This is a genomic window from Streptomyces sp. NPDC014727, assembly GCF_043083485.1.
Classification (GTDB): domain Bacteria; phylum Actinomycetota; class Actinomycetes; order Streptomycetales; family Streptomycetaceae; genus Streptomyces.
Genome location: NZ_JBIBYR010000012.1, coordinates 114,194 through 128,459, shown reverse-complemented (window position 1 = coordinate 128,459; position 14,266 = coordinate 114,194). Strand labels below are relative to the sequence as shown.

The following is a 14,266-nucleotide window of genomic DNA, read 5'->3' as shown; positions in this document are numbered from 1 at the left end:
CGCGGGCGAGGCCGGGGACCGGGGTGCGGTGACGGCGGAGGCGGCCGTCGCGGTTCCGGTGCTGGCGGTGTTCGCTCTTGCGCTGGTCTGGGCTCTGATGGCCGCCTCCGCCCAGATCCGGTGTGTGGACGCGGCCAGAGCCGGGGCGAGGGCGGCGGCCCGCTCGGAACCGGAGGCGCAGGCGCTGGAAGTCACCCGTTCGGCGGCACCCGACGGGGCTGAAGTCGCGATGGAGCGAGCAGGGGAGCTGTGGCGGGTGCGGGTGTCGGCGCCGATGCCCGGACTCGGCCCACTGGCCCTGACGCTGCATGCGGACGCGGCGGCGCTCGCCGAGGACACGGTGGGGGCGACGACGCAGTGACGCGGAAGGAAGAGGGCACTCGGAAGACCGTCAGTGGATGGCTGCACGGGCAAGCGAGGCGCGGTCGCGACCGGGAGCGGGCCCCGCACCGGGACAGAGGCCTCGCGACGGTGTGGGTGGCGACGACCACGGCGACGTTGTGCGCAGTGTTCGCCGTCGTGCTGGCGCTCGGGCAGGTGGTGGTCGCCCGGCACAGGGCCGGTGGAGCGGCGGACCTGGCAGCCCTGGCAGCGGCCGACCGGGCCCTGCGAGGACCTGAGGAGGCATGCGGGGCGGCAGAGGAGGTTGCAGAGGCACAGGGGGCGGTGGTGGTGCTGTGCACGGTGCGCGGTGAGATCGCCGATGTGACGGCCGGCGTGCGCTTCGGGCCGTACGAGCCGACGGTCAGATCCCGGGCCGGCCCTTCGGTGGCCATGCACGGCTCTCCGGAGCCGCTGCCTCCGGTGGCTCCGGAGGGAGCAGCTCAGCAGAGGGGGGCGGCCCCGCCGCCCTAGACGGTTGCGGAGGGTTCGGCGAACCCCCGGAGTCCGGCGGAGCGGATCGGAGGAGTTCGCCGAGCAGGCGTACGGCGCCGCGTTTGTGCAGCGGATCATTGCCGTTGCCGCACTTGGGGGACTGGATGCAGGACGGGCAGCCGGCCTCGCATTCGCAGGACGCGATGGCCTGGCGGGTGGCGGTCAGCCACGTACGGGCGGTGTGAAAGGCCCGCTCGGCGAAGCCGGCGCCGCCCGGATGGCCGTCGTACACGAAGACCGTGGGCAGCAGGGTGTCCGGGTGCAGAGGTACGGAGACACCACCGATGTCCCATCGGTCGCAGGTGGCGAAGAGCGGCAGCATCCCGATCGACGCGTGTTCCGCGGCATGCAGGGCGCCGCCCAGGATCTCCGGGTTGACACGCGCGGCGTCGAGTTGGTCCTGGGTGACCGTCCACCACACGGCGCGCGTGCGCAGAGTGCGAGGCGGCAGATCCAGTTTGGTCTCGCCGAGAACCTCACCGGTGATCAGTTTGCGACGCAGGAAGGAGACGACCTGGTTGGTGACCTCCACGGAGCCGTAACAGAGCCGCCCGTCGCCCCACGGGACCTCGGTGTCGGTTTCCAGCACGTCGATGGCGGTGGTGTCGCGGGCGGTCGTCGAGTACGGCGGGTCGGCTTCCTCCACCAGGGCCACGGAGTCCTCCAGATCCAGCTTCCGGACCAGGTAGGTGCGGCCCTGGTGGAGATGGACGGCGCCTTCGTGAACGGCGGTGTGTGCGGCCGACTCGTCCACGGTGCCCAGCAGCCGCCCAGTGCCTTCCTCGACGATCTGGACGGGGCGGCCGCCCTCGCCCCGGATGTCGGTGAGATCGGCGGCGCGCTCGCGGCGGGTCCAGTGCCAGCCCGATGTCCGTTTGCGCAGCAGCTTCGCGGTCTCCAGCTGCGGCAGCAGTTCGGCCGTTGCCGGGCCGAAGAGCTCCAGATCGGGCTCGGTGAGTGGGAGCTCCGCAGCGGCGGCGCACAGGTGCGGGGCGAGGACGTACGGGTTGTCCGGGTCGAGCACCGTCGACTCCACGGGCTGCTGGAACAGCGCCTCGGGGTGATGGACGAGGAAGGTGTCCAGCGGGTCGTCGCGAGCCACCAGGACGGCCAGGGCGCCCTGGCCGGAGCGGCCGGCGCGGCCGGCCTGCTGCCACAGCGACGCCCTGGTGCCGGGGTAGCCCGCGATGACGACGGCGTCCAGACCGGAGACGTCGACGCCGAGTTCGAGGGCGGTGGTCGCGGCCAGACCGAGCAGCCGGCCGGAGTGCAGGGCGCGCTCCAGGGCGCGGCGCTCCTCGGGGAGATAGCCCCCTCGGTAGGCCGCGACCCGAGAGGGGAGGGAGCGGTCCACCTCGGCGAGGCGCTCCTTGGCGATGACGGAGATCAGCTCGGCGCCACGCCGGGAGCGTACGAAGGCGACCGAGCGGACGCCTTGGACGGTCAGATCGGTGAGGAGGTCGGCGGTCTCGGCGGTGGCGGTACGGCGGACGGGCGCGCCCTTCTCGCCGTGCAGTTCGGTCAGGGGCGGCTCCCACAGGGCGAAGACCAGTTCGCCGCGGGGCGAGGCGTCGTCGGCGACCTCCTGGACCGGGAGACCGGTGAGGCGGCCGGCCGCGACGGAGGGCTCCGCCGCGGTGGCCGAGGCGAGGAGGAAGACCGGATTCGATCCGTAGCGGGCGCACAGGCGGCGAAGGCGGCGCACCACCTGGGCGACGTGGGAGCCGAAGACACCCCGGTAGGTGTGGCACTCATCGATGACCACGAAGCGCAGGGCGCGCAGGAAGGAAGACCAGCGCGGGTGGGACGGGAGAATTCCGCGGTGCAGCATGTCGGGGTTGGTCAGCACGTAATTGGCGTACTGACGCACCCACTCCCGTTCCTCGACGGGGGTGTCGCCGTCGTAGACCGCAGGCCTGACGGAGTTGCCGAGGGGGGCGGCGAGTTCCTTCACCGCCCGCCTCTGGTCGGCGGCCAGGGCCTTGGTGGGGGCGAGATACAGGGCGGTCGCGCCCCGGCCGTTCGGGGCCTCGGAGCCGTCGAGCAGGGCAGTGAGGACCGGGGCGAGGTAGGCGAGCGACTTGCCGGACGCCGTGCCAGTGGCGATGATCACGGATTCGCCGTCCAGTGCGTGCTCGGCGGCGGCGGCCTGATGCGCCCAGGGGTGGTCGATTCCCGCCTCCTGGATCGCGGCGATCACTTCCGGCCGGATGCGATCGGGCCAGATGGCATGGGTTCCCGTACGCGGGGGCAAGTGCTCCGTATGAGTGATGCGCGCGGACCGGCCCGCCGCTGCGGCGAGCCGGTCGAGGACCATGGCGGGAGAGGGGCGGGAGTCCCTGTTCTCGGCCGGTCGACTGGGGCGGTGATTCTTGGCCATCGGCACCGAGTGTGTCACTGGCGTGACGGACAATGGTCCCAAGGCGTCGTGCATGGCTGCTGGTAAGTGATTGAATGCCATCGCGGCTGGCGATCCGTCCCCCGGCTCCGCCGGGGAGACCGAGGGGCGACCGCTCGATAGCAAGGTGCTGGAGGATCCGTGGACCTGTCCTTGTCGACTCGCAATGTGTCCGGCCCTGGTGGCGACCGTACGGTCGTCGAGGTCGGTGGCGAGATTGATGTGTATACCGCGCCCAAGCTGCGCGAGCAGTTGGTCGAGTTGGTGAATGACGGCAGCTACCACTTGGTTGTCGACATGGAAGGCGTCGACTTCCTCGACTCCACCGGCCTCGGCGTGCTCGTGGGCGGCCTGAAGCGTGTCCGGGCCCATGAGGGCTCATTGCGCCTGGTCTGCAACCAGGAGCGCATTCTCAAGATCTTCCGGATCACCGGTCTGACCAAGGTGTTCCCGATTCACACCACGGTCGACGAGGCCGTAGCGGCCACCGACTGACGCCCGGTCCGTGGCCGGTCCGCTCGTCGGATCGGCTGCAGACCGGTCCGGTGGCCGACCGCAGTACCGGCAGCTGTCACAGGCGGCCGGTGCAACGCCGGCGGGCCTGGCGGCCGATTGGATCAAAGGCAGCCAGGCGGCCGGCCAGATGGTGGGTCAGCGGGGCGGTCAGTGGCCGGGGAGCCGGAAGGCCGACACCCCGGACCGGTCGAACGATCGTCCGGGCAGCTGGTCGGCGTTCGGTCGGTCACTGGTTGTGCGGGGCCGCTGGGAGTGGGCTGACCGCCGGGTGGGATTCTCCCGTCCGGTCGGCAGCTGAACGTCGGCGGACCGTCTGTGCGGCGGTCGACGACCAGCTCGGTCTCGGTCGGCCGACGGGCTCGTCGGTTCCGGAGAGTGAACGGAGCGAGACCGGAGCGAGACTGGCAGAAGGCCGGAAGGCCGAACTGAAGACCGGGAAAAGACCGGAAGAAGAGCCGGGGGGCCGGGCAGAGTGCCCGGGTCCCTGGGGTGCACGCCCGTACGTCTGAAGGGGATCGCATGGCCACCGTTGAACTCCGCTTCAGTGCCCAGCCCGAACACGTCAGGACGGCCCGCCTCGTGGCAGCCGCCGTGGCGCGCCGGGCGGGTGTCGACGAAGCCGTGCTCGACGAGGTCAGACTCGCCGTCGGTGAAGCCTGCAGTCGCGCAGTCGGGCTGCATCGCAGTCATGGCATCACCGCTCCCGTCTCCGTCGTTCTGACCGAGGAGGAGAAGTCCTTCTCCATCGAGGTCGGCGACGCGGTGCCCGGACCGGGCGCCGAGTCCGCTTCGGGTGGGCCCGCCGGAGCCTCCGCGGCACGCGGCGCCACGCCCGGCGTGGGGCTCGACGGGCCGGAACCCGAGACCGACGCCGATGGCGAGGACGAGATGGGTCTCGCGGTCATCAGCGGCCTCGTCGATGATGTGGAAGTCAGATCGGGAGTCAAGGGCGGAGTGATCCGTATGAGCTGGCCGAAGACGCCCGTGACCGTGCTTCCCTGAGGCGCCGCAGGCAGGCGCCACAGGCGGGCACGTCTGTGGCGATCCCGCCGAATGTCTTCTCGGATCAATTCCTTGATCCGCCTTTCGAGGCCCTGCTGAGCAGGGCCTTTTTTATTTCCGTCCGATCAATGATCTACGGAAAATGTGCCTGCCCCATTACTGTATTCGGGTCGATCCGCTGTCGCGATCATTTGCCGATCACCCGTGAAGGTCAATTACATTTACCGCGCACTGTTTTGATCAGCTTCCGCTCCTTACAATCCGTCCACGTCTTGAGCGCTGAGCGTCAAGGAGGACGTATGGCGGAGTTCTTCAACACCCCACTGGCAGGACTGACGCAAGATTCCGCATTTTCCGCACCTTCCGGTTCCGCACCTTCCGGTTCCGCACCTTCCGGTTCCGCACCTTCCGGTGTCACACCCTTCGATCGGCCCGTGTCGCTCGCGGACGCGGTGCTCACCCATGACAACCGCGTCATCGTGATCGTCATCGCGGTCGTCGCCGTGGCTGCGCTGGTCGTAGCCCGGCTGCTGGTGCGGCAGGTGCTGGCGGCCGGTGAGGGAACCGACCGCATGAAGGAGATCGCGGCTGCCGTCCAGGAAGGCGCGAATGCCTATCTGGCCCGGCAGTTGCGCACCGTGGGCGTCTTCGCGGTCGTGGTCTTCTGCCTGCTTCTGCTGCTTCCGGCCGACAACTGGTCGCAGCGTGCCGGCCGTTCGTTGTTCTTCCTGGTGGGTGCGCTTTTCTCGGCGACCACCGGATACATCGGCATGCGACTCGCCGTACGGAGCAATGTCCGTGTGGCTGCTGCTGCGCGTGAGGCGACTCCCGCGGAAGGTGAACCCGAAAAGGATCTCACCGCTGTTTCGCACAGAGCGATGAAGATCGCTTTTCGTACCGGCGGCGTGGTCGGCATGATCACCGTGGGTCTCGGCCTGCTCGGCGCTTCCTGCGTCGTCCTCGTCTATGCCGCCGACGCGCCCAAGGTGCTGGAGGGCTTCGGTCTCGGTGCCGCGCTGATCGCCATGTTCATGAGGGTCGGCGGCGGCATCTTCACCAAGGCCGCGGACGTCGGCGCCGACCTGGTCGGCAAGGTGGAGCAGGGCATCCCGGAGGACGACCCGCGCAACGCCGCCACCATCGCCGACAACGTGGGCGACAACGTCGGTGACTGCGCGGGCATGGCGGCCGACCTCTTCGAGTCGTACGCCGTGACCCTCGTCGCCGCGCTCATCCTCGGCAAGGCCGCCTTCGGCGACTCCGGACTGGCCTTCCCGCTGATCGTCCCGGCGATCGGCGTGGTCACCGCGATGATCGGGATCTTCGCGGTCGCCCCGCGGCGTGCCGATCGCAGCGGAATGACCGCCATCAACCGCGGATTCTTCATTTCTGCCGTGATCTCGCTGGTTCTGGTGGCCGTGGCGGTCTTCGTCTATCTGCCGTCCTCGTACGCGGATCTGGGCGGTGTCACCGACAGCGCCATCACCTCGCACGGCGGAGACCCGCGGGTCTTCGCCCTGGTGGCGGTCGCCATCGGCATCGTGCTGGCCGCTCTGATCCAGCAACTGACCGGCTACTTCACCGAGACCAACCGCCGTCCCGTCAGGGACATCGGCAAGTCCTCGCTGACCGGCCCGGCCACCGTCGTACTCGCCGGCATCTCGCTCGGTCTGGAGTCCGCCGTCTACACGGCGCTGCTGATCGGCCTGGGCGTCTACGGGGCGTTTCTGCTCGGCGGTACGTCGATCATGCTGGCGCTCTTCGCGGTGGCCCTCGCCGGGACCGGGCTGCTCACCACCGTCGGTGTCATCGTGGCCATGGACACCTTCGGCCCGGTTTCCGACAACGCGCAGGGCATCGCGGAGATGTCAGGTGACGTCACCGGTGCCGGTGCTCAGGTCCTGACCGACCTGGACGCCGTCGGCAACACCACCAAGGCCATCACCAAGGGCATCGCCATCGCCACCGCCGTCCTGGCGGCCTCGGCGCTGTTCGGCTCGTACCGCGACGCGATCGCCGCCGCGGTCGGAGACGTGGGGGCCAAGGCCGGGGAGATGACACTCAGCCTGGACATCTCGCAGCCCAACAATCTGGTGGGTCTGATCCTCGGCGCCGCGGTCGTCTTCCTCTTCTCCGGGCTGGCGATCAACGCGGTGTCCCGGTCCGCCGGGGCCGTGGTCTACGAGGTGCGGCGGCAGTTCCGCGAGCATCCCGGGATCATGGACCACAGCGAGAAGCCGGAGTACGGGCGGGTCGTCGACATCTGTACCAAGGACGCCCTGCGCGAGCTCGCCACGCCGGGCCTGCTCGCGGTCATGGCGCCGATCGCCGTCGGATTCACGCTCGGGGTCGGGGCGCTCGGTTCGTATCTCGCGGGCGCCATCGGTACCGGCACGCTGATGGCGGTCTTCCTCGCCAACTCCGGCGGCGCGTGGGACAACGCCAAGAAACTCGTCGAGGACGGTCATCATGGCGGCAAGGGCAGCGAGGCCCATGCCGCGACCGTCATCGGTGACACGGTCGGCGACCCGTTCAAGGACACGGCGGGGCCGGCGATCAACCCCTTGCTCAAGGTGATGAACCTGGTCGCGCTGCTCATCGCTCCGGCGGTGGTGCAGTTCAGCTACGGGCACGACGCGAGCGCAGGGGTGCGGGCGCTGGTGGCGGTACTGGCCGTCGCCGTCATCGTCGGAGCGGTCTATGTCTCCAAACGGCGCGGGATCGCCGTGGGGGACGAAGAGGGCCCGCGCGGTGGGGACGGGGGAGGAGGCAGGCCCGCCGAGTCGCCCGACCAGGCAGCCGTTTCGTGAAGCGGCGACCTAGGGAAGGCTGCGGCACGTAATCTGCCGTGACCCAACTTCCGGGCGGACGAGGCATCCTGATGCGGCGTCCGCCCGGTGGTCTGCCCGACGGTCCGCCCGGTGGTCTCTCCGGCGCTCAGCCCTGCCTGTCCCTTGGTGCGCTCGGTTGTCCGTCCGACGGCCCACCTGGCGATCACTCGGTCGTCCGCCCGGTCAATACGCCCGACCGCGCACTTGCTCGTGCACCTGTTCCCCTGTCCCGAGGACTGGGCGGGTGAGTTGTATCTCCCTCATTTCCCTTGGTGCAAATGGCTACAAATGCTCACTGATCGGACGTCCGGCACCCGGATGGAGTGCGCCCGACGTGTAAGTTCCGGGGCCGAGAGTCTTGGAAGGGACCGATCCGGTGAACAAGAAGCTTGCGGCCGCGCTGTCCGGCGGTGCGGTACTGGTACTTACGCTGTCGGGCTGCAGCAGCGACGACAAGAGCAACAAGGTGAACGACTGGGCGAAGACGGTCTGCGACCAGGTCAAGCCCCAACTGCAGAAGATCGCGAACGCCAACGCCGCCATCCAGCAGCAGACCGCCGACAACAGCAAGCCCGCCGACGTCCAGAGGACCGACTCGGCCGCCTTCCAGCAGATCTCGCAGGCGTACAAGGCACTCGGCGCGGCTGTCGACTCGGCGGGAGCGCCGCCGGTCGACGGCGGCGAGACCACGCAGAAGGAGGCCGTGAAGGAGCTCAACGCCTCCTCCGCGGCGTACGCGAACCTGCAGAAGAAGGTCGATGCCCTCGACACGAAGGACCAGGCGAAGTTCGCCGACGGCCTCAAGGGCATCGCGGACGAGCTGAACAAGATCAGCACCAGCGGTGACGAGGCGCTGAAGAAGCTTCAGTCCGGTGAGGTCGGCGCCGCGATGGCGAAGCAGAAGGGCTGCCAGAAGCCGACGGGCTCGGTGCCACCGAACGCCGCCTCCCAGGAGTCGGAGTCCCCGTCGCCGTCCGCCTCGCCCGGCAAGAGGTCGTGACCGACCGGTCGCGGCGGTCGTAGTCGACGCAGCCGTTGCACGCACGGCCCGGCGCCCCCGGCGAGCGCCGGGCCGCTGCCGTTGTCAGTGGGAACGGCCACAATGGGTGGGTGAGTACGACCAGTCTCCCCGCGCCCGACCGTTCGCCCCGGCTCCGCGAAGCCCTGCTCGCCGCCGCCTTCACCGCCGACGGGCTCCTCGACCTGCTCGGTGCGCCCGCCTACGCCGCGCTCGCCCGCAGCGAGACGGTTCCGGCGCTGCGCGCCACCCGGGGCGACTCCCCGCTCGACACGTTGGTGCGGCTCTTCCTGCTCCAGCACCCCGTCCCGTACGAGCGGGCCCGTGCCGCGCTCCCCCTGGCCGAGTGCGTCGAGGACGGCTGGGTGACCCGCACCACCGACGGAGAGGTGCGGGCCACGGTCGACGTCCGGCCGTACGGCGGGCCCGAGGGGCAGGACTGGTACATCGTCTCCGACCTGGGCTGCGCGGTCGGCGGCGCGGGCGGCATCGGTTCGCGGGAGGAGGGCGTGGTCCTCGGCGTCGGAGGGGCGTCCACCACACTCGCCGGGATCACCGTCCGTACGCCTGTCGCCTCCGCGCTCGATGTCGGTACGGGCTCCGGCATCCAGGCGCTGCACGCCTCGCAGCACGCCACCCGGGTCACGGCCACCGACCTCAACCCGCGCGCGCTGGATTTCACCCGACTGACGCTCGCCCTGTCCGGTGCCCCAGCGGCCGAGTTGCGTCTGGGATCCCTGTACGAGCCGGTCGGCACGGAGACGTACGACCTGATCGTCTCCAACCCGCCGTTCGTCATCTCGCCCGGAGCCCGTCTCACCTACCGCGACGGCGGCATGGGCGGCGACGACCTGTGCCGGACCCTGGTACAGCAGTCGGGCGTCCGGTTGAACGAAGGCGGATACGCCCACTTCCTCGCCAACTGGCAGCACGTCGAGGGCGAGGAGTGGCAGAGCCGGCTGAGTTCCTGGGTGCCGCACGGGTGCGACGCCTGGATCGTCCAGCGTGAGGTCCAGGACGTCACGCAGTACGTGGAGTTGTGGCTGCGCGACAGCGGCGACCACCGCACGGATCCCGCCGAGTACGCCGAGCGGTACGACGCCTGGCTGGACGAGTTCGAGGCCCGCAAGACCAAGGGCGTCGGCTTCGGCTGGATCACCTTGCGGAAGTCCGCCGCGGCAGCGGCCGGGACCCCCTCCGTCGTGATCGAGGAATGGCCGCACGCCGTGGAGCAGCCGCTGGGACCGGCGGTCCAGGCCCACTTCGCCCGTCAGGACTACCTCCGCGAACAGGACGACGCGGCGCTCCTGGCCGGGCATTTCACTCTCGCCGCCGAGATCGTGCAGGAACAGGTCGGACTGCCGGGCGCGGAGGACCCCGAGCACGTGGTGCTCCGTCAGAACCGCGGCATGCGGCGTGCGACGAAGGTCGATGCCGTCGGCGCGGGATTCGCGGGAGTGTGCGACGGAACGCTGCCCGCGGGCCGGATCCTGGACGCGATCGCCCAGTTGATGAACGAGGACCCGGTGCTGCTGCGCGACCGTACCCCGCAGGCGATCCGGCTGCTGGTCGAGGAAGGCTTCCTGGAGCCGGTGGCACCGGTGAGCTGACGGTATCGGTGGTCGGAGCGGCCGGTGAGCTGATGGCGAGGCCGTGCTTCCGGGGCCTGGGAGGGGCGAGCGGCTGCTGCGTTCGCCTTCGTTCCGGGACGCGGGCGCCGGGCACGCTTCCCGGGTCGGGCCCCGGGGACGGTGCAGGGGCCGATCACCAAGCTCCCTTCCCCGGGCAACGGTCTCCGGGCCCGCCGGCCGTCCCCGGCATCGGGCTCCGGCATTCGGCTCCGTTCCGGTTCGGGTGCGTGCCGCCCGACGTAAGGAGCGAGCTTGCCATCAGTGTCTTTTCCCTCACTGTCGTGGTCCGCCGTGAGAGGCCGCTGATTCCGGTTGCTCCTCGGCCCGGAGGCGTCCCGGGGCGGCGGTTCCGCGCTTCCGCGCGGCCGGGACCGGTGGATCCGGGATGCGTGAATCCGGCCATTCACCCGGGGTTCGCGTCCACGACGCCCCGGGGTGGCAGCCTCCCCCTGACCGGACGGCACAGGCCCCGCCCGGACAGGGACAGGAAGGCGTACGGGCATGGAGAGCGGACCTGCGGTCTTCGCCGGAACGGCGTTCGCGCTGTTCGGCGCCGCGCTGCTGCTGTGGACGGGGTCGCGCGTGCTGCACCGCGCGCCGGTGGCGCAGGGTGTGAGCCCCATCGCTTCCGCCACTCTCGCCACTGTGTTCGGCGTACTTTTTCTCGTCCTCGGTGTGTGGTGCTTCACCCGCATCTGATCCACCGCCCCCTCACCGGACCCGGCCGGGAGCCGAGGGGCCCGGTGGGCCACGCCGGGGAACACGCCCGGACCGACCGCTCTTCACCACCTGCGCCCGCGCCGCCGTCACAGCAACCAGAAACCCGCAGGCAGCGGCCGTGTGCGCGGTGGGCCGGGCAGTCCGGGCGGCAGGAATGGCGGAAGTCGGGTTACCGTTCGAGTGGCCGTTGCGGGCTTTTGCCGTTTGACACGGGGGCGGGTTGTACCGTCACACTCCGCAGCGACAGCACCGTCGGCAGCGTCATCGCGCTGCCCGGATGCCCACTGAGTGTCGACCGGAGAGAAGAGCGAAGTTGTCCCCGACCAGCGAGACCGCACAGGGCGGCCGCCGACTCGTCATCGTCGAGTCGCCTGCCAAGGCGAAGACGATCAAGGGCTACCTCGGCCCCGGATACGTCGTCGAGGCGAGCGTCGGGCACATCCGCGACCTGCCGAACGGCGCCGCCGAGGTCCCCGACGAGTACACCGGCGAGGTCCGTCGGCTCGGCGTCGACGTCGAGCACGACTTCCAGCCTGTCTATGTCGTCAACGCGGACAAGAAGGCGCAGGTCAGGAAGCTCAAGCAGCTGCTTGCCGAGTCCGACGAACTCTTCCTCGCCACCGATGAGGACCGCGAGGGCGAAGCCATCGCGTGGCACCTGCAGGAAGTTCTGAAGCCCAAGGTTCCGGTCCACCGGATGGTCTTCCACGAGATCACCAAGGACGCGATCCGCGAGGCCGTCGCCAATCCGCGCGAACTCAACCAGCGCATGGTCGACGCCCAGGAGACCCGCCGTATCCTCGACCGGCTCTACGGCTACGAGGTCTCGCCGGTCCTGTGGAAGAAGGTCATGCCGCGGCTGTCGGCCGGCCGTGTCCAGTCCGTGGCGACCCGGCTCGTCGTCGAGCGGGAGCGCGAGCGCATCGCCTTCCGTTCCGCCGAGTACTGGGACCTGACCGGCACGTTCGGTACCGGCCGTGCCGGTGACGCCTCCGATCCGTCGACGCTCGCCGCCCGGCTCAGCGCGGTCGACGGCCGCCGCGTCGCCCAGGGCCGTGACTTCGGTCCGGACGGGCAGCTGAAGTCCGGTGCCGTCCAGGTGCTGCACCTGGACGAGACGAACGCCCGCGCCCTGGCCGCCGCGCTCGCCGATGCCACGTTCGCCGTGCGGTCCGTCGAGTCGAAGCCGTACCGCCGCTCCCCCTACGCCCCGTTCCGTACGACGACCCTCCAGCAGGAGGCGAGCCGGAAGCTGGGCTTCGGTGCCAAGGCCACCATGCAGGTCGCGCAGAAGCTGTACGAGAACGGCTTCATCACCTACATGCGTACGGACTCCACGACCCTCTCGGACACCGCGGTCTCCGCGGCGCGGGCGCAGGTCACGCAGCTGTACGGCGCCGACTACCTGCCGGACAAGCCGCGCACGTACGCCGGGAAGGTCAAGAACGCGCAGGAGGCGCACGAGGCGATCCGCCCCTCCGGCGACCGCTTCCGTACCCCGGCCGAGACCGGTCTCAGCGGCGACCAGTTCCGGCTCTACGAGCTGATCTGGAAGCGGACCGTTGCCTCCCAGATGAAGGATGCGGTCGGTAACTCCGTCACCGTCAAGATCGGCGGCCGGGCGAGTGACGGCCGCGACGCCGAGTTCTCCGCGTCCGGCAAGACGATCACCTTCCACGGCTTCATGAAGGCCTACGTGGAAGGCGCGGACGACCCGAACGCCGAGCTCGACGACCGTGAGCGGCGCCTCCCGCAGGTCGCCGAGGGTGACGCGCTCTCCGCCGAGGAGATCTCGGTCGACGGGCACGCCACCAAGCCGCCGGCCCGTTACACCGAGGCCTCGCTGGTCAAGGAGCTCGAAGAGCGCGAGATCGGCCGCCCGTCGACGTACGCCTCGATCATCGGCACGATCCTGGACCGCGGCTACGTCTTCAAGAAGGGCACGGCGCTCGTCCCGTCCTTCCTCTCCTTCGCCGTGGTCAACCTGCTGGAGAAGCACTTCGGCCGGCTCGTCGACTACGACTTCACCGCGAAGATGGAGGACGACCTCGACCGCATCGCGCGGGGCGAGGCCCAGTCCGTGCCGTGGCTGAAGCGCTTCTACTTCGGTGCGGGCGGCGACGACACGGCGGGAGCGGGCGCGGCCTCCGACGCGGGCAACGGCGACGGCGACCACCTCGGCGGACTGAAGGAGCTCGTCACCGACCTCGGTGCGATCGACGCGCGCGAGATCTCCTCCTTCCCCGTCGGCAACGAGATCAAGCTCCGGGTCGGTCGTTACGGTCCGTACATCGAGCGCGGCGAGAAGGACTCCGAGGGCCACCAGCGCGCGGACGTGCCGGAGGACCTGGCACCCGACGAGCTGTCCGTCGAGTACGCGGAGGAACTGCTGGCCAAGCCGAGCGGCGACTTCGAGCTCGGTGCGGACCCGATCACCGGGCACCAGATCATCGCGAAGGACGGGCGTTACGGCCCGTACGTCACCGAGGTGCTGCCCGAGGGCACCCCGAAGACCGGCAAGAGCGCGGTGAAGCCGCGGACGGCCTCGCTCTTCAAGTCCATGTCGCTGGACACGGTGACGCTGGCCGACGCGCTCAAGCTGATGTCGCTGCCGCGTGTCGTCGGCGAGGACGCCGACGGCGTGGAGATCACCGCGCAGAACGGCCGCTACGGCCCGTATCTGAAGAAGGGCACGGACTCGCGTTCGCTGACCTCCGAGGAACAGCTCTTCGACATCACCCTCGACGAGGCCCTCGCGATCTACGCCCAGCCCAAGCAGCGGGGCCGCGCCGCCGCCAAGCCGCCGCTGAAGGAGCTGGGAACCGACCCGGTGAGCGGCGCTCCGGTCGTGGTCAAGGACGGGCGCTTCGGTGCGTACGTCACCGACGGGGAGACCAACGCGACGCTCCGGACCGATGACAGCGTCGAGACCATCACGCCGGAGCGCGGCTACGAGCTGCTCGCCGAGAAGCGCGCCAAGGGGCCCGCCAAGAAGAAGACGGCGAAGAAGGCTCCGGCCAAGAAGGCGACCGCGAAGAAGACGGTGGCCAAGAAGACCACGGCGGCGGCCAAGAAGACCGCGGCGAAGAAGACCGCGGCGAAGAAGACGACCACCGCGAAGAAGACGACGACCGCCAAGAAGGCGACCGCGACGAAGAAGGCGGCCGCGGCGTCCGTGGAGGACTGACCGCACGAGCGGTCCGATCGCCGGAGGGGCTGGGTCTTCCAGCCCCTCCGGCCTTTGTGTACCAGGGTGTGCGCGAGGAGCGGAGCC

At 69.9% G+C, this 14,266-nt stretch carries 10 protein-coding genes; 9 read left to right on the top strand and 1 reads right to left on the bottom strand.

The window, feature by feature from the left end; all coding sequences use genetic code 11:
* The first annotated feature begins 28 nt into the window (after positions 1-28).
* Together ACF1B9_RS20480 and ACF1B9_RS20475 are read left to right on the top strand one after the other, a co-directional pair.
* The gene (locus tag ACF1B9_RS20480) at positions 29-361 is read left to right on the top strand and encodes a TadE family type IV pilus minor pilin (protein ID WP_389636169.1); all 333 of its coding nucleotides are present in this window, start codon (positions 29-31) and stop codon (positions 359-361) included.
* The gene (locus ACF1B9_RS20475; RefSeq protein WP_391795927.1) at positions 250-855 is read left to right on the top strand and encodes an Rv3654c family TadE-like protein; all 606 of its coding nucleotides are present in this window, start codon (positions 250-252) and stop codon (positions 853-855) included. Before ACF1B9_RS20480 ends, ACF1B9_RS20475 begins: the two co-directional genes overlap by 112 nt.
* On the opposite strand, the gene ACF1B9_RS20470 is transcribed toward ACF1B9_RS20475, so the two are convergent.
* Entirely contained in the window at positions 746-3,337 is a 2,592-nt protein-coding gene (locus ACF1B9_RS20470; RefSeq protein ID WP_391744588.1) for a DEAD/DEAH box helicase, read from the bottom strand. The two genes, ACF1B9_RS20475 and ACF1B9_RS20470, sit on opposite strands and share 110 nt — an antisense overlap.
* A 78-nt stretch (positions 3,338-3,415) precedes the next feature.
* On the opposite strand from ACF1B9_RS20470, the gene ACF1B9_RS20465 reads away from it, so the two are divergent.
* The 7 genes from ACF1B9_RS20465 (at position 3,416) to topA (ending at position 14,179) form a co-directional block, all read left to right on the top strand.
* Complete coding sequence (locus ACF1B9_RS20465; protein WP_003967428.1) at positions 3,416-3,769, top strand: STAS domain-containing protein; 354 nt, start codon at positions 3,416-3,418, stop codon at positions 3,767-3,769.
* Between the two features lie 540 nt (positions 3,770-4,309).
* On the top strand, positions 4,310-4,792 hold the full coding sequence (locus tag ACF1B9_RS20460; RefSeq protein WP_391744590.1) for an ATP-binding protein: 483 nt from the start codon (positions 4,310-4,312) through the stop codon (positions 4,790-4,792).
* A 299-nt stretch (positions 4,793-5,091) separates the two neighbouring features.
* Entirely contained in the window at positions 5,092-7,602 is a 2,511-nt protein-coding gene (locus tag ACF1B9_RS20455) for a sodium-translocating pyrophosphatase (RefSeq protein WP_391744591.1), read from the top strand.
* A 397-nt stretch (positions 7,603-7,999) separates the two neighbouring features.
* Complete coding sequence (locus ACF1B9_RS20450) at positions 8,000-8,623, top strand: small secreted protein (protein ID WP_391744593.1); 624 nt, start codon at positions 8,000-8,002, stop codon at positions 8,621-8,623.
* Positions 8,624-8,733: 110 nt separating this feature from the next.
* The gene (locus ACF1B9_RS20445) at positions 8,734-10,251 is read left to right on the top strand and encodes a methyltransferase (RefSeq protein ID WP_391744595.1); all 1,518 of its coding nucleotides are present in this window, start codon (positions 8,734-8,736) and stop codon (positions 10,249-10,251) included.
* 522 nt (positions 10,252-10,773) lie between these two features.
* Positions 10,774-10,971, top strand: a complete 198-nt coding sequence (locus ACF1B9_RS20440; RefSeq protein WP_351076972.1) for a hypothetical protein — start codon at positions 10,774-10,776, stop codon at positions 10,969-10,971.
* Between the two features lie 334 nt (positions 10,972-11,305).
* The gene (gene topA, locus ACF1B9_RS20435; RefSeq protein WP_391744596.1) at positions 11,306-14,179 is read left to right on the top strand and encodes a type I DNA topoisomerase; all 2,874 of its coding nucleotides are present in this window, start codon (positions 11,306-11,308) and stop codon (positions 14,177-14,179) included.
* Positions 14,180-14,266 lie beyond the last annotated feature (87 nt).

What these genes read in the sequence shown, in the direction of transcription:
- ACF1B9_RS20470 (WP_391744588.1), bottom strand. Translation starts at nt 3,337, where the DNA reads ATGGCATTCAATCACTTACCAGCAGCCATGCACGACGCCTTGGGACCA.
- ACF1B9_RS20460 (WP_391744590.1), top strand. Translation starts at nt 4,310, where the DNA reads ATGGCCACCGTTGAACTCCGCTTCAGTGCCCAGCCCGAACACGTCAGG.
- ACF1B9_RS20455 (WP_391744591.1), top strand. Translation starts at nt 5,092, where the DNA reads ATGGCGGAGTTCTTCAACACCCCACTGGCAGGACTGACGCAAGATTCC.
- ACF1B9_RS20440 (WP_351076972.1), top strand. Translation starts at nt 10,774, where the DNA reads ATGGAGAGCGGACCTGCGGTCTTCGCCGGAACGGCGTTCGCGCTGTTC.